Origin of the sequence: Lederbergia graminis, assembly GCF_042655485.1 — a bacterium.
Classification (GTDB): domain Bacteria; phylum Bacillota; class Bacilli; order Bacillales; family Bacillaceae_C; genus Lederbergia; species Lederbergia graminis.
Genome location: NZ_JBHSMC010000001.1, coordinates 790,442 through 813,806, shown reverse-complemented (window position 1 = coordinate 813,806; position 23,365 = coordinate 790,442). Strand labels below are relative to the sequence as shown.

At 33.2% G+C, this 23,365-nt stretch carries 17 protein-coding genes and 2 riboswitches; of the genes, 12 read left to right on the top strand and 5 right to left on the bottom strand.

Annotated features, from left to right (window positions below; genetic code table 11):
- The first annotated feature begins 14 nt into the window (after positions 1-14).
- Complete coding sequence (locus ACFPM4_RS04170) at positions 15-2,498, top strand: chitobiase/beta-hexosaminidase C-terminal domain-containing protein (RefSeq protein ID WP_382347972.1); 2,484 nt, start codon at positions 15-17, stop codon at positions 2,496-2,498.
- Between the two features lie 102 nt (positions 2,499-2,600).
- Here ACFPM4_RS04170 and ACFPM4_RS04165 read toward each other — a convergent pair whose 3' ends face one another.
- A complete protein-coding gene (locus ACFPM4_RS04165; RefSeq protein WP_382347969.1) occupies positions 2,601-3,722 on the bottom strand; it encodes a methionine biosynthesis PLP-dependent protein in 1,122 nt (373 codons plus the stop codon).
- Between the two features lie 79 nt (positions 3,723-3,801).
- A riboswitch (SAM riboswitch) is annotated at positions 3,802-3,909 on the bottom strand.
- A gap of 331 nt (positions 3,910-4,240) precedes the next feature.
- On the opposite strand from ACFPM4_RS04165, the gene ACFPM4_RS04160 reads away from it, so the two are divergent.
- The 5 genes from ACFPM4_RS04160 (at position 4,241) to ACFPM4_RS04140 (ending at position 11,930) form a co-directional block, all read left to right on the top strand.
- Entirely contained in the window at positions 4,241-4,888 is a 648-nt protein-coding gene (locus ACFPM4_RS04160; RefSeq protein ID WP_144922302.1) for a hypothetical protein, read from the top strand.
- A 25-nt stretch (positions 4,889-4,913) separates the two neighbouring features.
- The gene (locus ACFPM4_RS04155; protein ID WP_382347966.1) at positions 4,914-5,969 is read left to right on the top strand and encodes a M42 family metallopeptidase; all 1,056 of its coding nucleotides are present in this window, start codon (positions 4,914-4,916) and stop codon (positions 5,967-5,969) included.
- A 117-nt stretch (positions 5,970-6,086) separates the two neighbouring features.
- Positions 6,087-7,667, top strand: a complete 1,581-nt coding sequence (locus ACFPM4_RS04150) for a peptide chain release factor 3 (protein ID WP_382347963.1) — start codon at positions 6,087-6,089, stop codon at positions 7,665-7,667.
- Between the two features lie 103 nt (positions 7,668-7,770).
- Complete coding sequence (locus tag ACFPM4_RS04145) at positions 7,771-10,866, top strand: efflux RND transporter permease subunit (protein ID WP_382347960.1); 3,096 nt, start codon at positions 7,771-7,773, stop codon at positions 10,864-10,866.
- A gap of 73 nt (positions 10,867-10,939) precedes the next feature.
- Positions 10,940-11,101, top strand: a riboswitch (yybP-ykoY riboswitch).
- Positions 11,102-11,132: 31 nt separating this feature from the next.
- Positions 11,133-11,930, top strand: coding sequence for a TerC family protein (locus tag ACFPM4_RS04140; RefSeq protein ID WP_144922290.1), 798 nt, complete (start codon positions 11,133-11,135; stop codon positions 11,928-11,930).
- Between the two features lie 43 nt (positions 11,931-11,973).
- On the opposite strand, the gene ACFPM4_RS04135 is transcribed toward ACFPM4_RS04140, so the two are convergent.
- Entirely contained in the window at positions 11,974-12,165 is a 192-nt protein-coding gene (locus ACFPM4_RS04135; RefSeq protein ID WP_144922288.1) for a small, acid-soluble spore protein, alpha/beta type, read from the bottom strand.
- Between the two features lie 170 nt (positions 12,166-12,335).
- On the opposite strand from ACFPM4_RS04135, the gene ACFPM4_RS04130 reads away from it, so the two are divergent.
- Together ACFPM4_RS04130 and ACFPM4_RS04125 are read left to right on the top strand one after the other, a co-directional pair.
- Complete coding sequence (locus ACFPM4_RS04130) at positions 12,336-13,685, top strand: TrkH family potassium uptake protein (RefSeq protein WP_144922285.1); 1,350 nt, start codon at positions 12,336-12,338, stop codon at positions 13,683-13,685.
- Between the two features lie 79 nt (positions 13,686-13,764).
- Positions 13,765-14,751 (top strand): diaminopimelate dehydrogenase, encoded by a 987-nt coding sequence (locus tag ACFPM4_RS04125; protein WP_144922281.1) that lies wholly within the window; start codon positions 13,765-13,767, stop codon positions 14,749-14,751.
- A 128-nt stretch (positions 14,752-14,879) separates the two neighbouring features.
- On the opposite strand, the gene ACFPM4_RS04120 is transcribed toward ACFPM4_RS04125, so the two are convergent.
- Both ACFPM4_RS04120 and ACFPM4_RS04115 read right to left on the bottom strand, forming a co-directional pair.
- Positions 14,880-16,631 carry a B12-binding domain-containing radical SAM protein gene (locus ACFPM4_RS04120; RefSeq protein ID WP_382347955.1) on the bottom strand — a complete coding sequence of 584 codons (1,752 nt, stop codon included), beginning with the start codon at positions 16,629-16,631 and terminating at the stop codon, positions 14,880-14,882.
- Between the two features lie 110 nt (positions 16,632-16,741).
- Positions 16,742-17,773: an acyltransferase family protein gene (locus tag ACFPM4_RS04115; RefSeq protein ID WP_382347952.1), complete on the bottom strand. Its 1,032-nt coding sequence runs from the start codon at positions 17,771-17,773 to the stop codon at positions 16,742-16,744.
- A gap of 346 nt (positions 17,774-18,119) precedes the next feature.
- Between ACFPM4_RS04115 and ACFPM4_RS04110 the strand changes: the two genes are divergently transcribed.
- The 3 genes from ACFPM4_RS04110 to ACFPM4_RS04100 all read left to right on the top strand — a co-directional run bounded on the left by ACFPM4_RS04110 (position 18,120) and on the right by ACFPM4_RS04100 (position 19,815).
- Entirely contained in the window at positions 18,120-18,377 is a 258-nt protein-coding gene (locus ACFPM4_RS04110; RefSeq protein ID WP_144922272.1) for an aspartyl-phosphate phosphatase Spo0E family protein, read from the top strand.
- A 100-nt stretch (positions 18,378-18,477) separates the two neighbouring features.
- Positions 18,478-19,272, top strand: coding sequence for an SDR family oxidoreductase (locus ACFPM4_RS04105; protein WP_382347949.1), 795 nt, complete (start codon positions 18,478-18,480; stop codon positions 19,270-19,272).
- A 99-nt stretch (positions 19,273-19,371) separates the two neighbouring features.
- Positions 19,372-19,815: a MarR family winged helix-turn-helix transcriptional regulator gene (locus tag ACFPM4_RS04100; protein WP_144922266.1), complete on the top strand. Its 444-nt coding sequence runs from the start codon at positions 19,372-19,374 to the stop codon at positions 19,813-19,815.
- A gap of 38 nt (positions 19,816-19,853) precedes the next feature.
- Here ACFPM4_RS04100 and ACFPM4_RS04095 read toward each other — a convergent pair whose 3' ends face one another.
- The gene (locus tag ACFPM4_RS04095; protein ID WP_382347946.1) at positions 19,854-21,983 is read right to left on the bottom strand and encodes an ATP-dependent Clp protease ATP-binding subunit; all 2,130 of its coding nucleotides are present in this window, start codon (positions 21,981-21,983) and stop codon (positions 19,854-19,856) included.
- A gap of 196 nt (positions 21,984-22,179) precedes the next feature.
- Here ACFPM4_RS04095 and ACFPM4_RS04090 point away from each other — a divergent pair, with 196 nt between their 5' ends.
- Positions 22,180-23,214 (top strand): YkvI family membrane protein, encoded by a 1,035-nt coding sequence (locus ACFPM4_RS04090; protein ID WP_382347943.1) that lies wholly within the window; start codon positions 22,180-22,182, stop codon positions 23,212-23,214.
- The last annotated feature ends 151 nt before the right edge of the window (positions 23,215-23,365 follow it).

The window sequence follows — 23,365 nt, the reverse complement described above, 5'->3', positions numbered from 1 at the left end:
AAGGTGGAGTGTAGATGCGTAATAAATCAATCTGGAACCTATTATCTTTGATTCTATTATTTTTAATCATTATCACTTTAACCCCTCATTCTAAGCATGCTGAAATTCCTGATGGTGCAATCTTGTTTCAGAACTTTGAATCAGGAGATGATATGTTCATACCTAGTGAAAGTGTAAGTGGAAGTCTGTCGACTACAGAAGTATTTGAAGGAAAGAAGTCATTGGAATATGTAGTTACTTCTAGTGGTGATCCAAATGAAAGTAGAGGAAGTATGGATATCTTATCAATCAATGGGCCAATCGATGTTTCGAGTATGGAGTATTTGATTTTTTCAATTAAGGATACTCAAGGATCTAATACAATAAAAGTTGCATTGTCGGATATTAATGGTGCATCAAGTAATTTTAGTTGGCAATCACAAAATACAAAGAAAAATGATTGGGTTTACTATCAAGTACCATTAACTGCGTTTAGTGGTGTAGATTTAACTGCAATAACAAATGTACGTATTGGACAGTGGAATGAAGGCATCTATTATATTGATGAAATGTATTTTTCTACAAAAACTCCACCAACACCTTTAGATAAGCCAACAGTTTATAAACCAGCAGGAGAATATAACGATTATGTAGTTGTAGAACTTATCTCGGAACAAGGGGCGTTTCCGATATATTATACACTGGACGGTACAGTACCAGACAAAACATCTACAATATATAAAGGATTCATAAGAATTGATACGACCTCTACATTAAAAGCAGTAGTGTATAATCCAGATCATGATATGTATAGTGAAGTTAGCTCATTTAACTATACGATTAATCAAAATAGTAATTCTATAAAACCATATGCATATCCAGGAGCTGGTATTTATTCTAGCATTCAAAATGTAGCTTTATCTAGTACTCTAAAAGATGCCAACATTTATTATACATTGGATGGCAGTAATCCAACTACATTAAGTACAAAGTATACTAAACCAATTAAGATCTCAAAACATACACTTATTAAAGCAATTGCTGTAAATGAGCATATGCAAAGTGATATAGCGGTTTTAGAATATGAATTTAATGAAAAATCATCACCTTACCTAAAAGCTGATGGGAAAAAATTACGCAATAATTACGGTTCTGGAAATGAAGTTGTACTACAAGGTACAAATGCAGGTGGTTGGTTAGTAATGGAAGCATGGATGACTCCTACAAACTCACCTGATCAAATTACTACCATTGAGACATTGACAGACAGGTTTGGTGAAGAAAAAGCCTGGAATCTAATTAACCTATACCAGGATAAATATTGGCAGGAATCTGATTTCGATAACATTAATGAAGAAGGTATGAATGTCCTTCGTCTACCATTTACTTATTTTGAAATGATGAATAACGATGGTAGTTTAAAAGAAACAGCATTTGATAGGTTGGATTGGTTTATTAATGAAGCAGCAAAAAGAAATATTTATGTTATTTTGGATATGCACGGAGCTCCGGGATCACAAAATGGAAAAGATCATTCAGGTGATACTAGACGACCTGATAAAGGTAATCTGTACGGGAATAAAGAAAATATGGATAAAACTATATTCCTATGGCAAGAAATTGCAAATAGATATAAAGATGAAGAATGGGTAGCAGGGTATGACCTCCTAAATGAACCAGGTGGAGCAAGCGGAATAGAGCAATTTGATTTTTATAATGATATATATCTAGCGATTCGTGAAATTGATAAGAATCATGTCATTTTTATCGAGGCAATCTGGGAACCTAAAGACTTGCCAAATCCCGAAGTATATCGTTGGGAAAATGTTGCTTATTCATACCATTTCTATGGATGGGATGATATAGACAATTTTCAATATCAAAAGGAATTTATTGATTCAAAAGTAAAAATGGTAGAGGAAACAGATTATAATGTACCATTACTTGTAGGTGAATTTACTTTTTTCAATAATGTCGAAAGCTGGGATTATGCATTAAACCTGTTTCAAGAACAAGGCTGGAGTTATATAACTTGGACATATAAAGTAACTGGTATTGGTAGTAGTTGGGGGTTGTATACAGGTAATCCTACAAAAGTTGATATCTTTACTGATAGTGAAGAAGTTATAAAATCAAAATGGAGTAATGTTACAACTGTTAATTCGTATACACGCAATGACAAAATTGCTAATATAGTTCGCAAATACTCTAATAAGTATCAACTTCCGTATGTTAAAGAAATAATTCAACAAGTAGAAATAACGAATAATGGTTTTCGCAATTCATTATTAGCTCAGTTGGCTAATGCGGAACGGCATTTTTCAAAAGCAAAAAGTTTCTTAGCAAAGGGGAATGAAAAACAATCAAATCATTTTGAGTCAAAAGGATATGAAAATCTGGAGAAAATAAAAGATAAAATCATGAAAGATACTGGAAAACATATTGATGAAAAATCTGCAAATACTCTTATTAATTTACTAGATACTGTAATTAATAATCGTAGTATTTTAATAGAATAAACGCATAAAAGAGCAGAAATCATAGCAATGATATCTGCTCTTTTTTATTATTGGTTATAGCAATCTTTATTTTCTACGCTGAGGCGCATGAATATTTTACTATTATAAGCTTTGGTGTACTTCTTTACTTAATAATGTAAAGACTTGTTGTAAATCAGCAATTAAATCCTCTACTTCTTCCACACCAACAGAAAACCTTAATAAACGATTATCAACACCACGTCGGTTTCGATCTTCTTCTGGAATATCAGCGTGTGTTTGAGTAGAAGGATAGGTAATAAAGCTTTCCACACCACCTAGGCTTTCTGCAAAGGTAATTAATTGCAGATTTTCAAGGAACGGAGCTATCCATTCGCTCTTTGCTAGACGGAAAGATACCATTCCACCTTTACCAGCGTATAGGACATCTGTTACTAAAGGTTCTTGTTCTAAATACTCTACAATTTTTTTTGCATTGTAGTCATGTTGTTTCATACGTAAATGTAGTGTCTTAAGTCCTCTTATTAATAACCAACAGTCTGATGGGGAGAGAGTTGCTCCAATCGCATTATGGTTAGTAGCTAATTTATCACAAAGCTCTTGCCCTTTTGCAACAACAATACCTGCTAGAACATCATTGTGGCCACCGATATATTTTGTTCCACTATGAATTACGATATCAGCACCTAAAGTGATTGGTTGTTGGAAATATGGAGTTAAGAATGTATTATCCACAATCAATAATAATTGATGACGGTTAGCAAGTTCAGCGTATTCCTGTATATCAATTTCCTGCATTAAAGGGTTTGTTGGTGTTTCAATAAAAAGAGCTTTCGTTTTATTCGTAATGAGTTGTTCTGTTTCCCGAACATCTTTAAATTCTGTATAAGTTGTTTTTATATTGTACATCTCTACGTATTGCTTTAATAAACGGTAAGTGCCACCATAAATATCATCAGGTACAATTAATTCATCTCCAGAGCGAAACAATGATAAAACTAATTGAATAGCTGCCATGCCAGTGCTACATGCAAAACCTGCATCTCCACCCTCTAGATTAGCAATTCCTTCTTCTAAAATAGCGCGTGTAGGATTTTTGGTACGTGAATAATCATAACCAGTAGATTTACCTAGCCCCTCATGTTGATAAGCGGTAGATAAATAGATAGGTGTACTCACTGCACCTGTTTTAGGATCACTTTTATTACCTAACTGAACTAATCTAGTTTCTATTTTTTTCGTCATGTTTATCAGCCCTTTTAAAATGAAGTTATAAAAAAAATGGACCTTCTATAAGAAGAAGATCCATTTGATTGAGTCATTCTTCTTATCTTTTAGGCATATTTCTGCCTATTGGAATTAGCACCTTTGCCAATATGACCGGTTGCTGAGACATCTTAGGGCCAATTCCCTCCGCCTCTCTTGATAAGATTACGTATTAATTTATTGGTCCAATTTTCATTATTCTATTATAATTTTCGGAAATATGCAATAGATTTCTATTAAAAAACTTACAATGCCATGACATTGCAGTTTATGATTATTTACAGCGAAATACTTGGATTTAGCAGCGATTGTTTCTCCATATTTGATGGCCTTTCGAGAGGAAACACAAAGATTTATGGTATCGCGAATCACATATCAATGCTTAATCTCTTTCTTTTTTAAAAATGAAGAAACTTAAATAGAAAAGAAATAGATTGTATTGTAAAATATAAATTATAAAGAATATTCATATTGCTTGGAAAGTGGAGTGAAGATTTTTGAAAAAGCCGCTAAGAGAAATATTAGCACCATTAAGTACAAAAGATAAGATGAAATATATTTGGGATTATTATCGTTATCATTTCATTATTGGGATAATAGTAATTGCAGTTCTCTCCTACATTATTTATGATGCAACATCCAAAAAGGAGGATGTATTAAATATCGTAATTACGAATGAATTAATATTCCCAGATGCAGTTCAACAGTTTGAAGAAAAAGTAAATAAAGCACTATTATCTGAAGATGAGCAAGATGATTCTCGTGTATTTATTCAAACATTACAATCTTCTGGCAACGATGCAAATATGCAAGTAGGAATAGATTTACAAAAGTTAACAGCTCAAATGGCTGCTGGTATGATTGACTTCTATATTATTGATGAAGAAGTCTTTCAGCAAATGAACGAAGAGAAACAAGTTCATTCTTTTCTCGAAATGAGTGGCTTAAAGGAACTTACATTTTCCGATGAAGAAGTTATTTATTCAAAGCATGATACTAATGATGTAGTAGGTATCAAAGTATCTGCAATTAATTTATTTGATGAAATTTTGCCTGAATCAGATAAAATACTATGTATTCCGATTACAACAAAGAATGAGGAATATATTGCTCGCTTTATTGAATTAATCAATTCCAACAACTAGATAGGAACAGTTAGGAGCTAAGAAAATGAATACAAATATTAATGTAAATGAAACTATGCAATTAATTAAAGAACTCGTTTCTATACCAAGTCCCTCGGGAAATACAAAAAGAGTTATCGATTTTTGTGAGCAATATTTAGCTAACTCGAAAATAGAAATGAAGCGAAATCGAAAAGGTGGCTTACTAATCACAGTACCTGGAGAAAATGATCAACAGCATCGGATGTTAACGGCTCATGTCGATACGTTAGGTGCTATGGTTAAGGAAATTAAAGCAAATGGACGTTTGAAACTTTCCATGATTGGCGGCTACCGCTGGAATTCGGTTGAAGGTGAATATTGTGAAATTGAAACAGAATCAGGAAAAGTTTATACAGGGACTATTTTAATGAAGCAGACATCTGTTCATGTATATAAGGATGCAGGGGATGCAAAAAGAAACGAAGACAATATAGAAGTACGTATTGATGAGCTTACAAATAGTGAAGAAGAAACGAGAAAATTAGGTATCAATGTTGGTGATTTTGTTTCCTTTGATCCACGCGTTCAAATTACGAAAAGTGGCTACATAAAATCACGTCATTTAGATGATAAAGCAAGTACTGCCATTTTATTACGTTTAATCAAACAAATCTCGGAGGAAGGAATTAAGCTTCCATATACAACACATTTTCTTATTTCTAATAATGAAGAAATTGGATATGGCGGGAACTCAAATATTAGCCCTGAAACAGTTGAATACTTGGCTGTTGATATGGGCGCTTTAGGTGACGGCCAAGCTTCAGATGAATATACAGTTTCTATTTGTGCAAAAGACTCTAGTGGACCATATCATCTTGGCTTACGGAAACATCTAGTTAATTTAGCCAAACAACATAATATTGATTATAAAGTTGATATATATCCTTATTATGGTTCAGATGCATCAGCAGCTATACGATCAGGTCATGACATCGTCCATGGTTTGGTTGGGCCTGGCATTGAAGCATCACATGCATTTGAAAGAACACATGAAACGTCGTTAATGAATACAGAAAAATTATTATATGCATATGTATTATCACCCATTACAACAATATAAAATGATCAAACCTTAGTCGAAATATTTTGATTAAGGTTTGTTTTTGTTTTAATGATTGAATTTCAATAGTGGAGGAATTATGATAGGAAAAGACTTATAAACGGAAGGAATATGTATATGGCAAAAACATTGAAAGCAGAAGTAGAGTCAAGAAAAACTTTTGCGATAATTTCTCATCCGGATGCCGGTAAAACAACAATGACGGAAAAACTACTTTATTTTGGTGGCGCAATCCGTGATACCGGAACCGTAAAAGGGAAAAAATCCGGTAAATTTGCAACATCTGACTGGATGGAAATTGAGAAACAACGTGGTATATCTGTAACTTCATCAGTGATGCAATTTGATTACGATGGATTTCGTATAAATATACTTGATACCCCTGGGCACCAAGATTTTAGTGAAGATACGTATAGAACATTAATGGCAGTAGATAGTGCGGTGATGATAATCGACTCCGCAAAAGGGATTGAGGAGCAAACATTGAAGTTATTTAAGGTTTGCAGGATGCGTGGAATTCCAATTTTCACTTTTATTAATAAGCTTGATCGTCAAGGTCGACCACCACTAGAATTGTTAGCTGAATTAGAAGAAGTATTAGGGATTGAATCATATCCAATGAATTGGCCAATCGGAATGGGAAAAGAATTTTACGGAATATATGATCGTCATAATAAACGAATAGAGCAATTCCGTGTAAATGAAGAGGAAAGATTTTTAGCACTAGATGAAAATGGAGAAGTGATTGGAGATCACAAAATTAAAGAAACATCTCTATATACGCAAGCATTAGAAGAAATAATGCTTCTTGATGAAGCAGGAAATGAATTTTCTGTAGAGAAAATTAATAATGGGACTCTATCACCTGTATTCTTTGGTAGTGCTTTAACCAATTTTGGTGTTCAAACCTTTCTTGAAACTTACTTGCAATTTGCTCCAGCTCCACAACCGCGTGTTGCAAATGAAGGCATCATTGATCCTGCTTCTGAAGGCTTTTCGGGCTTCATCTTTAAAATTCAAGCAAATATGAATCCTGCCCATCGTGATAGAATTGCATTCGTGCGTATTTGTTCAGGACAATTTGAAAGAGGTATGAACATAACTCTTGCAAGAACGGGAAAGCAAATAAAACTATCCCAATCAACTCAGTTTGTTGCGGATGATAGAAGTACTGTGAATTCTGCTGTAAGTGGAGATATTATAGGATTATATGATACAGGAACATACCAAATTGGAGACACAATCTTTGAAGGTAAGATGAATGTTAAGTATGAAAAACTCCCTCAATTTACTCCAGAATTGTTTGTAAGAGTAACTGCTAAAAATGTGATGAAACAAAAAAGTTTTCATAAAGGCGTGCAGCAACTTGTACAGGAAGGTGCAATCCAATTATACAAAACATATAGAACGGAAGATTATATTTTAGGGGCTGTTGGTCAGCTTCAGTTCGAAGTATTTCAACATCGAATGAAAAATGAATATAATTCAGATGTTATTATGGAATCAATTGGCTCTAAGATAGCAAGATGGATAGAAAACGAAAAATTTGATGAGAACCTATCAAGTCAAAGAAGTTTACTTGTAAAAGATCGATATGATAAGCCATTATTCTTATTTGAGAATGAGTTTGCTCTTAGATGGTTTCAAGATAAAAATCCAGAAATAATTTTGACTAATCCAATGGATGAACATCAATAATATAAAATAAAGATGCCTCTTTTGCTAGTATGTGAAAGAGGCATTCTAATTGATATACTAATTTTATGGTAGTACTTGATACGATGAAAGGAGTAATCATTCTTTGGACTTAAGTAAATTTTCTATTAGGCGTCCGGTATTTACAATTGTAACAATGGTTTTAGTAATCATCCTTGGGGGTGTTTCCTTATTTAAATTACCATTTAAACTAATACCTGAAATAAACCCTCCAGTTGGTGTCGTGGTAGCTACATATCCAGGTGCCAGTCCTGATGAAGTGCTCGAAAAATTAACGAAGCCGCTTGAGGCAAGTTTAGCAACACTACCAGGTATCAAGAACATTCACTCCATATCACAAGAAGGATCTAATTTTATTTTATTAGAATTTTCATGGTCTACATCCATAGATGATATTCAGAATGATGTCCAACAAAGAATTCATCAAACTCCTTTACCTAGTGATGCTACACAGCCGAGTTTTTTAAAGTTTGATCCATCCCAGTTTCCTATCATTCAATTATCTTTAAGTACAGAAAATGTTGACAAACAAAACTTACATAAGATATCAGATACACTAATTACACAATTATCTAAGGTAGATGGTGTTGCAAGTATTAATGTAAACGGTAAATTTGTAGAAGAAATAATGGTCATTATTGATCAAGAAGCATTAAAGCAACATGGGCTTTCACAATCTGATATCGTAACGATAATCCAAGCAAATAATATTTCACTGCCTGGTGAAACAGTGTTAACAGATGGAAAGCAACTAACAACACGTATTGTTAGTGCATTACATTCAGTTGCAGAAATTGCAGATCTACCTGTTACGATTAATCCAGTGACAGGACATAAGGTGTTATTAAGTGATGTAGCAACAATTAAACAACAAGAACAGGAACAATACACTAGCACTCGAACAAATGATAATCCTGCGCTTTTATTGAGCGTCCTACAAGAAACAGATGCGAATACCGCTGAAGTTTCAAAAGAATTTCAACAAGAGTTGGAGCGTTTATTAGAACAGGATCAATTTAAGGATATTAAAGCTGATGTATTATTTGATCAAGGAGACTATATTCAAATTGCAATAAGTAATATATCTACATCTCTCCTTTTTGGAGGAGTCTTTGCTATGCTTATCTTGTTTCTGTTTTTGCGAAATGTGAAAAGTCCTCTTATTGTCGGTATAGCTATTCCTTATTCCGTCATAGTGACATTCGTTTTAATGTTCTTTGCTAATTTTGCTCTTAATATTATGACACTTGGTGCATTAGCTCTTGGCATTGGGATGCTTGTTGATAATGCCATCGTCGTAATAGAAAATATCAATCGCCATCTCTCATTAGGTAAGAATAGTAAAGAGGCTGCTCATGTTGGTACGAAAGAAGTTGCAGGAGCCATTACAGCATCTACACTTACAACTGTGGCTGTTTTTTTACCTGTTGTATTTATTAGTGGATTGTTAGGTGAATTATTTAAAGAGTTTGCCTTAACTATTTCCTTTAGTTTATTTGCATCGTTATTTGTAGCCCTAACAGTAATTCCTATGTTAGCTAGTCGCTTTATAAAAAAACCAAGGGGAAATTATAAAGTTTCTAGAAGAAGGGCAAAAATGAATTTCTTTGAACGATCATTACGTTGGTCTTTAAAACACCGCATTATTGTGCTAGTAAGTGCGATCTTATTATTTGTTGGAGGAATGTATGTTGTACGTGCAGTTGGTGTACAATTCCTACCTCCAACAGATGAAGGCTTCTTTAGTATTCGTGTACAGCTAGAAAATGGTGTTGCAATAACAGAAACAGAAAAAGTAATCAATATAATGGAGGAACAATTAAAATCCGAGGTAATTGTAGATACTTACGTTAGTTTAGTTGGCTCAACACAAGAGTCAAGTTTTCAAGGTGTAGGGAAGGCTAATACTGCAGAAATGTATATTAAATTAAAACCGCTTGATAAAAGAGAAGTATCCTTGTTTGAGTTTGTAGATGAAATTCAACCACGAATAGAAAAGGCGGTACATGATATAAATACAAATGTAAACCTTGATTTCAATATCCCAACATCTTCAGGTCTGGAACCACAAACATTAACATTTTATATAAAAGATACAAATAAATCATTGTTAGATGAATATAGTGAAAAAATAATGTTTTCCCTGAGCAATTTGGATCATGTCACAGATATTAATACGAATACAGAGGATAGCGTAGAGGAAATAAAAATTAAGATCAATCGTGAAAAAGCGATGGAAGCAGGATTAAATCCTGCGCAGATTGCGATGGTTGTTAATGATGTTACAAGAGGTGTACATGCTTCTCAAATTATGACAGACGAATCAGACGTGTTAGACGTTATCGTGCAATATGATGAAGATGTTACTAGGGAAATAGACAAATTAGCTACACTTTTAATAAGAAAGCCTGATCGGAATTATATTGAATTAGGAGACATTAGTGATATTGAAATTGGAAATGGACCATTAAATATACAAAGGATTAACCAACAAGATTCCATTCAATTTACATTAATTTATGATAATCAAATTGATTTAGGTGCGATGAGAGAACTGATAGAGAAAGAATTTGACCAGCTCAAGCTACCAGATAGTATGGAAATAACATATAGCGGTGAAATAGAAATGTTAGATGATTCCATAAATGATATGATCTTGGCACTTGTATTGGCGATCATCTTCATCTACATTGTGATGGCAGCTCAATTTGAATCATTTAAATATCCCTTTGTTATTATGTTTACTATTCCGCTAATTGCTATTGGGGTTGGAGTAGCACTATTCATAACACAGACAAAACTTAGTGTACCAGTGTTCATTGGCATTATCGTGCTAGCTGGGATTGTAGTTAATAATGCAATCGTGCTTGTGGATTATATAAACAAGCGAAAGGAACAAGGATTAGCTAGTTATGAGGCAATTATTGAATCTGTAAAAGTGAGAACGCGTCCAATTCTTATGACGGCACTTACGACAATTCTTGGTTTGATTCCTTTATCCTTAGGTATTGGTGAAGGTACAGAAATGAACCAGCCGATGGCAATTGCCGTAATAGGTGGATTAATTAGTAGTACTTTTTTAACTTTATTAATCATACCTATTGTGTATAGTCTCTTTGATAAAGAAACAAGGAAAATGAACCGAAGAAAAGTACGTTGGAGCGACAATGTAAATAATTAATATATGCGAGTGTTAAAAAAAGTTGCATGCCCACTATGAATCTATTATAATAATTATAAATTAATACATTTGACTTTCAGTCAAAGGGGAGTAGCGTTAGGTGAATATAGATTCACCTGAAACAAAGTCGTCATTTCGTGAAGTAATTCACCGGCTTTGTTGGCATTTAAAAATGTCTAGCAAGACCTTTGCCTTGTACGGCAGAGGTCTTTTTGTTTTTCAAAAAAATTCTGCCGTATGAAATGTAAAACAGAGGGGGAATTTTTTTGGAAATGTCGATGTTATTAGAATATGGATGGGTCCTACTTGTCTTAGTAGGGTTAGAAGGAATTTTAGCAGCTGATAATGCCGTTGTTATGGCTGTAATGGTGAAGCATTTACCACCAGATAAGCAGAAAAAGGCCTTATTTTATGGATTGTTCGGTGCTTTCATATTCCGGTTTGCTGCATTATTTTTAATTTCTTTTCTTGTCAATGTTTGGCAAATTCAAGCGCTTGGAGCGGCATACTTAATATTCCTAGCAGCTCACCACTTTATGAAAAAGCGGAAACCTGCAGAAGGAGATTCAGAAACGAAAGAAAGAAAAGGGAGTTCTTTCTGGGTAACAGTACTTAAAGTAGAAGTAGCGGATATTGCCTTTGCAATTGATTCTATGTTAGCTGCAGTAGCTTTAGCGGTAACATTAAAACCAACAGGATGGTTTGAAGTTGGTGGTATCGACGGTGGACAGTTTACAGTAATGCTACTTGGTGGTTTAATCGGAGTTATCATTATGCGTTTCGCAGCAACATCTTTTGTTAAGTTGTTGGCAAAATATCCTACATTAGAATCTGCAGCATTTTTAATTGTCGGTTGGGTTGGGGTTAAGCTAACTGTTTTCACTTTAGCTCATCCAAATGTATCAATCTTAGATGAACATTTTCCGGAATCAGCAGCTTGGAAAACAATCTTCTGGGTAGTTTTAATTGCAATTGCAGTAGGTGGATATCTGATTTCGAAAAAGAAGGGAAGTCAACTGCATACAGAAGAATATGTTTCTAATGCAGTATTAAATAAAGATTAAATAAAGAAGGAGCTTTTCCATAAAGGAATAGGCTCCTTCTTTATTATTGACCTTTTAATTGAGCTTGAGCTTGTTGAACTAATCTTTTAGTAATTTCTCCACCAACTGATCCATTTGCACGAGATACTGTATCAGATCCAAGAGTTACTCCGAATTCTTGGGCAATTTCATATTTCACTTGGTCCATGTATTGTTCAATTCCAGGAACGAGCAATTTATTACTTTGTCTAGCCATATAATTTTCCTCCTAATACTTTATTAACAAGCTGTAATAATAGTATGTACGCTGTGACCAAAACCATTACTGGTAAAAGAAAGCATTCAATATTAAAAAAAACTTTTAATCACATACATTTTTCTTTAGTATATAGTCATGGTTAATAAATTTAGGGAGATAGTATTATTATGAAGGCAAAAAGGCGTTTCACAAAGTTTACTCCATTTAGAATTCTTGTTTCATATTATTTTTTAACGGTAGCTTTCTCTGCATGTATTTTAAGTTTGCCCTTTGCCAGAAATGAAAATGTAGATTGGACTTTTATGGATGCGATTTTTACCGCAGCTAGTGCTGTTAGTGTAACTGGTCTTACAACAATTAATGTCTCAGAAACATTTAGTACAACAGGGCTATTTTTGTTAATGTTGGTTTTACAAATCGGTGGAATAGGAATTATGACAATCAGTACATTTTTCTGGTTAATTCTCGGAAAGAAAATTGGATTGAAACAAAGGCAATTAATAAAAACCGATCAGAATCAAATTAATATGTCTGGACTAGTTTCTTTATTAAAACAAATATTGTATTTAATTTTAATCATTCAATTAGTTGGTGCAATCATACTTGGTACATATTATTTAAAATACTTTCCAACATGGCAAGAAGCATTTTTACAAGGTTTATTCGCTTCCGTTAGTGCAACTACAAATGCAGGTTTTGATATAAGTGGAGAATCATTATTACCATTTGCTAAAGATTATTTTGTTCAATTTATAACTATTATTTTAATTGTACTAGGGGCAATCGGTTTTCCAGTATGGATTGAAGTGAAAAATTTTATCCTTCATAAGGATAACAAATTAAGATTTCGTTTCAGTTTGTTTACGAAGATTACAACAACTACATATTTTCTGCTTTTAATAATCGGTACTCTGTTTATTGTATTGTTAGAATATAATCATTTCTTTGTTGGTAAGTCATGGCATGAATCTTTTTTCTATGCGCTATTTCAATCAACAACGATGAGAAGTGCCGGGTTATTGACCTTAAATGTGAATGATTTATCTACACCAACTATATTGTTCATGTCGCTATTAATGTTTATTGGTGCTTCTCCAAGTTCTGTAGGAGGAGGAATCAGAACAACAACATTTGCATTAAATATTTTGTTTTTAATTCATTTTGCACGTGGACATAAATCAATAAAAGTGTTTCAACGAGAAATACATGAAGACGACCTTTTAAAATCTCTTGTTGTTTTGTTATTAGCGGTAATATTAGCAGGAGGATCTATCTTAATTTTATCGATAACAGAGGACGCAAGTTTAATTTCTATCATATTTGAAGTCGCTTCTGCGTTTGGAACATGTGGAGCTTCCATGGGAATTACCTCTTCCTTAACAGTTTTCGGAAAATTGGTCTTAATTGTATTAATGTTCATTGGAAGAATTGGTATTTTATCCTTTTTATTGTCGATGTCAGATAATGAAAAGCGACCAGATTTCCACTATCCAAAAGAGAGAGTGATTATCGGTTAAATTAAAATTAGACTTTTTAGTAATTTGACAAATAATAAAATTTTACGTAATATTTTATTCTGCAACAGGAGGGGATAATATGGAAAAGAAGATTAGAATTGGTATCACTGGATACGGAAATTTAGGGCGAGGTGTAGAAGCTGCTATAAAGCAAAATGAAGATATGCAATTAGTAGCTGTATTCTCTCGTCGTGATCCAGAGAGTGTTGGGGTAGAAGATAAATCTGTTAAGGTATTACCGATTACTGAAGCAAGAGATTATCAAGCAGAAATTGATGTTATGATACTTTGTGGTGGTTCAGCAACAGATTTACCAGAACAAGGACCCGAGTTTGCTCAATTTTTTAATACGATAGATAGTTTTGATACACATGCAAAAATTCCAGAATACTTCGCAGCCATAGATAAGGTAGCAACAAATTCTGGGAAAACTAGTATCATATCCGTCGGTTGGGATCCCGGAATGTTTTCTATGAATAGATTACTTGGAGAAGCAATTCTTCCTGAAGGAGAAACGTATACTTTTTGGGGAAAAGGTTTAAGCCAAGGTCATTCAGATGCTATTCGCCGAGTACCAGGTGTAAAAGCTGGTGTGCAATATACAATTCCAATAGAAGAAGCAGTTAATAGAGTTAGAAATGGAGAAAATCCAACTTTGACAACAAAGGAAAAGCACTTAAGAGAGTGCTACGTAGTTGCTGAAGATGGAGCAGATCTTCGTGAAATTGAAGAAACAATTAAAACAATGCCGAACTACTTTGCAGATTATGAGACGGTTGTAAATTTTATTTCTGAAGAGGAACTGAAAAATAATCATTCCAAAATGATGCATGGTGGCTTCGTCATTCGAAGTGGAGTAACAGGTGCAGGAAATAAAGAGATTGTGGAGTATTCCTTAAAACTTGATAGCAATCCGGAATATACTGCAAGTGTTTTAGTTGCATATGCGAGAGCTGCTTTCAAGATGAATCAAATGGGACAAGCTGGTGCCAAAACAGTATTTGATGTACCTATTGGATTATTATCGTCTAAGTCTCCAGAACAATTAAGAAAAGAGCTATTATAAATACCGCTTTGGAAATACACTTCGTATTCAATATTCAAACAGTCCTATCATAAAAAAACCGAACTATCTTGAGTTGATAGTTCGGTTTTTAGTTTCATCTATATTACTTTGTGCCAGTCTCTGTTTTTTCAACTTCTATTTCTAACAATTGGATAGATTGTTGAGTCACCTGTAGTAGGCTCGAAGTAAATTAACGCTAGGGATGGTTTTTGTACGATAATTCCTTGCTCTTGATATGATTTCATACAAAATGGGAATGATTCGATTAGTGTATGCTTATATAGGTCACGTTCATTCAATTTTAAATCAATGAACCCATTGCCAACAATTTTTGGGTCGTCGATAATTGTTAGATACGTTTTAGACCTTACATTTCTTTCAATTATATCAATCCACCATGCTTTTCTTGGTTTGTAGCGTTGGTTGACTAAATAATCGTATTTCATTAATCCAGCTGCAATTTCAGCATTTGGAATTTTTTCTTCTTGTAGAAATTGATTTAGGCGTTTGAATAAATCTTCTAATTGATGACCAATTCTAGACCATGCTTTGTTATCCCAATAGGTTCCAAATTCTTGGAAAAAATCGAATGGTGTTTCAAAGCAATAGCTAGTTAAATACTGAATAGTGTGATCCATTCTATGGGCATTCCAGTACTTTTCTAGGACATCCTCTACTTGCTTAATACGAACTATATCATTAAAATCAATGACATTATTTCCTAGAATCTCATATGGTGAATAGTCCATATATGTGTATCCATACTGTTTTGCAGATAGTCTTAGACCAGTACCTCGCAACATTTTTAGGAAGCCAAGCTGTAATTCTTCTGGCCCAAGCTCAAACACATCGTTAAATGTTTTACGGAATGATTGGTAATCCTCTTCTGGTAAACCTGCAATTAAATCGAGATGCTGGGCAATTTTTCCGCCATCTTTCACCATTGTCACGGTTCTCTTTAATTTCTCGAAGTTTTGTCTCCGCTTCACTAGTTCATTTGTTAAATCATTTGTGGATTGAACCCCAATTTCAAATCGAAATAGTCCTGCAGGAGCTTCATTATTTAAAAACTCGATAACCTCTGGTCGCATAATATCTCCAGTGATTTCGAATTGGAACACTGTACCTGGGAGATGTTCATCAATAAGGAATTGAAACATTTCCATTGCATAGCTTCTACTAATATTAAATGTTCTGTCAACGAATTTAATTGTTTTTGCCCCGTTTGCCATTAAATAACGAATATCTTCCTTAATCTTTTCACGGTTAAAATATCTAACACCAACTTCAATCGATGATAAACAAAACTGACAACTAAATGGGCATCCTCGACTAGTTTCTATATATGTAACTCGTTTGGAGAGATGAGGAATATCTTCCTTAAAGCGGAAAGGAGAGGGAGATTCTCTTAAATCAATTTTTTGTCGAACAGTGTTAATAATGGGCTTGCCGTCCTTCATATAAGCAATACCTTGGATATTTTCAAGATTCATTTCTCCATGAAATTGTTCTAAAAGCTCTTTAAATGTTGCTTCACCCTCACCCATAACAATACAATCCACTTGTGGTAGTCTATTTAACCAATGAATGACATCATAGGAGACTTCGGGTCCTCCTAACACAATTTTCACATTTGGTGTTATCTTTTTGATAATTTCAATTACCTTAATTGTTTCTTCGATATTCCAAATATAACAACTAAAACCTATTACATCCGGCTTTTTATTGAACAAATCAGTAACTATGTTCAAAGTAGGATCTTTTATAGTATATTCGGCTAATTCTACATCGAAATCAGGTGCTGCATATGCTTTTAAGTACCGTATTGCTAAGTTAGTATGTATATATTTCGCGTTCAGTGTACTTGCAATAATTTTCATTGATCAAAGTGCTCCTTTATTAATATATCTAATCTATTTTACAAGAGTTTATAGGAAATCACAATGACTAGAAAATCATACAAAAAGAACAGCTTTTACACTGTTCCTAACTATTGTCTATATTGATTAAATAAGTGTTTTTTACTAACCCAATTCATTTCAATTAATGGTTGTGTTGTGTTTTTTACAAATTTACTTGATAAGAAAATCGTTAGTAGAATGGTAAAAAGCAGAACAAGCAGTATTGGTTGTGAATCCTTCAAATATTCCTCTATATTGCTTTCTCTAAAAGTCCGGACAATAAAACCATGGAGTAAATAAACATACAATGTGTTTTTTCCTAATCGAGTAAAGAAAAGCTTGTTTTTAGGTACAAATGCGAAAAATCCTATAATCATAATAAAGTTCATCATGTAAATTCCTACTCTTTTTATTAAGCCAATTGTTGCAATAGAAGTGAATTCACTATACGGTTTTGAAGCAAAAAACCATTTTTCGTTCATTTCTGGAAAAAAGAATAGGATAGTGATTACCATTAAAATGATCATTCCAGAAATTATCTTTGCTTTTTTTGTTGTGATCAATTGAAAATGTTCCTTCTTCATATAATAGCCGATAAGGAAGAAAGGGAAGAAAACGAATGTTCTAGATAGACTAAGGTAATTAGAAATAAAGTCCACATATCCGACTGCAAGACCAATCAATATCGATAAGATTATCGCATGTTGCGGTTTTAATTTATTAAAAAGGATTAATAAGATATTCCAACAAAATAAACTTACTAAAAACCATAGCGACCAATGTGGATTTAACATGTCTATTTCTAACATAGACTCACTAAATAAGAAATAATAAAAAACAGAATATATTATCTGAAATATTATATAAGGGAGAATCAACTTTTTAGCGATTTTACTTATATAACCTCTTTCGTAAAATCCTTTTGCAAAAAAACCTGAAACTAATATGAAAGCCGGCATATGAAATGTGTAGATAATTTTATATAGTATAAAGATAAACGTATCAGCACCAATATAGGATTGAAGTAAATGGCCGAACACAACAAAAAATATCAAAATGAACTTTGCATTATCAAAATAATAATCTCTTTTTGCCATGTAATCACCTCTCCATAACTTCATTCTACCCGCATAAATATAGGAATAACATTACTGTTCTCCAACAGTTCCTTTTCAAGTGAAACAGTAATGAAACACTACGAAAAGATATGTAACATTTGATTAAGCACGCAGATAGGTTTTTCTTACCATAGAAAATATGGACTAAAATTTTTGCTTAATTAAGGCGATAATTTAGAAATTTCATCAGTTAGTTTTAATCTTTTTGATAAAATGCGGACTAATTGTTAACGAATAGTGAATTCTTTTAAGAAAAATGTCTAATTTTGCGAATCTATTTACTTTTGATAGGAGAGTTGAGATAATTACGAGGTTGAATTAATAGGAAAATAATTGGGGGAGAAAAGGAATGCATTTCAGCAGTAAGGAACAAATGCGATTTTTAATTCGCATCCAAAAAAAGCGAGAATTAATGTGTATTTTAGGAGAAGTTTATGGATTAAATGCAACCGAGACGATTAAATGTAGTCAGGAATTAGATGCATTATTAAACGAATACTATCATTTATTTCAAGCACCTACGAATAAGAAGAAATCTTCTTTACCTCTCAAATCAGTATCAAATATTTTTAGTAAACAACAACACTTACTTCTTACTGCAAAATGATTTATACATATACGTACGTGTAATCGTTTACTGTTATATATATAGGCATGGAATGTATCTCAAAGGGTAAACTATCAAATAAACTCTATTGGAGGTACATATGGAAGAACAAATTTTTTCATTAAAGAATAAAGTTGCAATTGTTACTGGTGCATCATCTGGTATAGGCAAAGCTTCTGCACTTCGGCTAGCTAAAGCTGGTGCAGCAATTGGATTACTAGATATTAAAGAAGAAAGAGCAGAACATGTTAAGAAAGAAATAGTAGGGATGGGGGGACAAGCACATGTAGTAGATGTGGACTTGTCTGACCCGAAACGTATCGATAATGGAATTAATGAAATTGTAAAGGAATTTTGGCGACTAGATATTGTTTTTGCAAATGCTGGTATAAATGGTGTAGTTACACCGATTGAGGATTTTCCACCTGAAGAATGGGATCATACAATTTCAACAAATTTAAAAAGCACTTTTTTGACAGTAAAATATGCTATACCTCACATGAAGAAAGATGGAGGGAGCATTATTATTACGAGTTCCATTAATGGTAATCGGAAGTTCTCAGGTATTGGGATGTCTGCCTATAGTAGCTCTAAAGCTGGTCAAATGGCATTTGGAAAAATGGCAGCACTAGAATTAGCTACTTACAAAATACGTGTAAATATTATTTGTCCCGGTGCAATAGAAACGAACATTGGTCAAAACACACACCCAGATCAAGAAAAGCTTAAAAAAGTACAAATCCCTGTAGAATATCCAGAAGGTAGTCATCCGTTAGAAGGTGCTCCAGGACAACCAGAGCAAGTTGCTAATTTAATCCACTTTCTAGCATCTGATGCTTCTAGTCATATTACTGGTTCAGAAATATATATTGACGGTGCAGAAACCCTTCTATAAAAAGCTGAAATTTATTTTAGGAACATTACCCAACATATTACAAATAGTTCAGTAATCTGCTAATATTGGATTATGAGTAATTAATGTAGAGGGATTGATATGATGATTAAAGAATATGAAGAGTCATTAAAGCTTTTTATTGTTTTATCTCGTGCTTATCGATCTGTGAATGAAGAGGTTAATAAACATATTCAAAAATCAGGTCTAAATCCAACTGAATTTGCAGTATTAGAGCTTCTTTATCATAAGGGCAAACAACCACTTCAGCAAATAGGTGGTAAAATCCTCTTGGCGAGTGGGAGTATTACGTATGTAGTTGATAAGCTTGAAAAGAAAGAATTAGTAAAAAGAAATGCGAGTTCAGAAGATCGTAGAGTAATTTATGCGGAAGTTACAGAAAAGGGTAAGAACTTCATAGAACAATTTTTCCCCGAACATTCCAAAAGAATATATGAATTAATGTCAGCCCTTGAACCAGATGAAATTGAAACTGCTATTACCTTACTGAAAAAGTTAGGTCTGTCTGTAAAAAAACTCGGATAAAAAAAGATTGCCATAAAGGCAATCTTTTTTTATTTGACTTAAACATTTACTGTGTTTGGTTTTATTGATATGTTATCCTCTATCACATCAACAGAGAATATTTTTTCTTCTGGATAATCTAGTATATAATCCGCTAATTGATCTTCTAATTGTTCTTGAATTACCCTGCGCAATGGTCTAGCTCCAAATTCAGGATGATATCCTAACTCTACAATTTTATCTATCACATGATCTGAGAATTCTATCGTTATATTTTGTTCTTGTAGAGTATGTTGCAATTCAGTTAATAGTAATGAAACTATTTTTTCTAAATGAGGTTTCTCTAATTTATTGAATTCAATAATGCTGTCGAAACGATTTAGAAACTCTGGTTTGAAGAATGATCCAAGTGAATCAAGAATGTTAGACTCTTTAATTGCTGTACTATTAGCAAATCCTACAGTAATTTCTTGAATTCCAGTTCCGGCATTACTTGTCATGATAATAACCGTATCTTTAAAACTAACAACTCTTCCTTGACTATCAGTTAGACGGCCATCTTCTAGTATTTGTAAAAAGATGTGCTGTACATCTGGGTGAGCCTTTTCTATTTCGTCAAGAAGAATGATACTATATGGATTTCTTCTTACTCTTTCTGTTAATTGTCCTGCTTCTTCGTGTCCAACATAACCTGGAGGGGACCCGATTAGTTTCGATACACTATGTTTTTCCATATATTCACTCATATCAAGTCGGATTAATGCATCTTCTGTTCTAAATAATTCACTAGCTAGGGTTTTGGTTAATTCTGTTTTCCCAACACCAGTTGGACCTACAAAGAGAAAACTACCAATTGGTCTGTTTTTAGCTTTTAGACCTGCACGACTACGTCTAATTGCTTTTGCAACTTTTTTGACAGCTTCCTCTTGTCCAATTACCTTTTTCGCTAAATTTTCCTCTAGGTTTTTCATTTTTTGCTGTTCCTGCGACTGAAGTTTACCTACAGGAATACCTGTTTTTGATTCAATAATATCATGAATATGATCGATGGTTACTTCTATCATCTTGTCTGTTGTATCAGCACTTAACTCTTTTTCTAACTGCATCTCTTCATCACGGAGTTCAGCTGCTAATTCGTAATTTTCTTCAGCCAAAGCACTCTGTTTTTCTTTTTCAATTTCCGAAAGACGTTGTTGTGCTTCTTCTTTAGTAGGCGTCTTAATAGTAAGGTTTAATTTTGAACCAGCTTCATCCATTAAATCGATTGCTTTGTCAGGCAAATACCTATCTTGAATATAGCGATTGGAAAGCTCTACACAAGCACGTATTGTTTCATTACTATATGTGACTTGATGAAAGTTTTCATATTTATCTTTTAGTCCTTCTAGTATTTCTATTGCTTTTTCAATAGAAGGTTCATTTACTTGAACAGGTTGGAATCGACGTTCAAGTGCGGCATCTTTTTCAATTTGTCTATATTCTTTTAATGTTGTTGCACCAATTACTTGTAATTCTCCTCTTGCGAGAGCAGGTTTTAGTATATTTCCTGCATCCATTGAACCTTCAGCAGATCCAGCACCTACAATAAGATGTATTTCATCTATAAATAATAGGACATTTTTTCTTTGCTGGAGTTCTGAAATTAATTGTTTCATTCTCTCTTCAAACTGACCTCGAATACCAGTGTTTGCTACTAATGAAGCTACATCTAATATATAAACTTGCTTGTTCAACAGTTTTGCAGGGACATCTTTTTCAATTATTTTTAATGCTAGTCCTTCCGCAATCGCAGTTTTTCCGACTCCTGGTTCTCCAATGAGCACCGGGTTATTTTTATTACGACGGTTTAATATTTCGATTACTCGTTTTATTTCCTCATCTCGACCAATTACAGGATCAATGAGACCAGCTTTTGCAGCGTTGTTCAGATTTTTTCCGAATTGGTCTAAGAAGCCATTATTTGTAGAGCTATCATTTTTTTGCGTCGTATTATTGATTGGTGAGGATCCAAGTTTATTAAATATATCGTCAAATCCACTGAACCCAAAGTTTGAACTTGGAATAGAACCTATTTTGTTTTTTTCTATCGCATAACAACTTGAACATAAAGGTAGAGTTTGCTTTTTACCATTAATATTTAAGTGGAGATGAATATTCGCATGATTCTGTTTGCATTTACTACATAACATAAATATCAATCCTCCGTATTTGACTATATTTGACCAATTAGTGAAAAAAGATAGTCAATTAAGTTTGACTTAATTTGACCTTTGGTAATTTTATTATACACTGACCTTTTTTGACTTTCAAGAAAAAAAGTTGGTTATTTTTCTAAAATGAAACATATGGTGTTAGAAGAGAATAAAAATGAAGAGGGGAAGACCTTTGAAAAAATGGACAGGCGCTTTTCAAGTGGCTGCTGTTTATGTAGGAACAGTCATTGGTGCGGGATTTGCTACAGGAAAAGAAATTGTTGAGTTTTTTTCACAGTATGGAATCGCTGGATTTATAGGTATATTACTTGTTGGTTATTTATTTATCTTTCTAGGATCAAAGATTATGACGATCTCAATAGAGATTCGTGCAAAATCATATGAAGAATTCAATGAATATTTATTTGGAAAGAAACTAGCTAAAATCATGAATATCTTTACGATGTTGATGCTAATTGGTGTTTGTGCAGTGATGTTATCTGGTGCAGAAGCATTATTTGTGGAACAATTACATCTGTCAAAATCAATCGGTTCTATCATTACTATTACATTAGCATTATTAGTTATGGCAATGGGTGTGAGAGGAATTTTTGCTGTAAATACATTTGTTGTACCGATGCTAATTATTTTTAATATCACTTTATTGATTGTTACTCTGACAAATGATTACTTTATACAAAATTTTTGGTTAACATCCGATAAACAATTTAGTTGGAGAGTAATTATGTCTGCTTTTTCTTATAGTGCATTTAATCTCACTTTAGCACAAGCTGTTTTGGTACCTATCGCAACGGAAGTAAATGATAAAGAAATAGTTAAGCGTGGTGGAATACTAGGAGGGATTTTTCTAACAGTTATATTAGCTGCTAGTCATGTAACATTATTGTCACTACCTGAGCTAATGATATTTGAAATTCCGATGGCAGTTATCGTTAAGTCCACTATAAGTAGTATTTATGTTGTTTATTTATTCATAATCTATGGAGAAATTTTTACATCCCTTATTGGCAATCTATATGGTTTAGAAAAACAAATAAAAAAATATATATCTGTTAAGAGTGTATTTATTTATCTAGGAATTATCATGATTGTATATGGTATTAGTAGAGTAGAATATGGGAAATTGCTTAGTTTGTTATATCCGGCTTTTGGTTATATAAGTTTAATATTTCTAGTACTTCTATGGCTTAAGCCCGTTAAAAAATGAAATGTGGAAGGGATAAAGTTAACTTAATTAGATAGATAAATTAGAGCAATAAATAACACTATACTTTTTTAAAGTCAAAAAGTCATTTGAAAATTAAACAAATTGTATAGTTGTTTTCCGCTCTAGTCGGATGCTTTCCACGGGCTTAGAA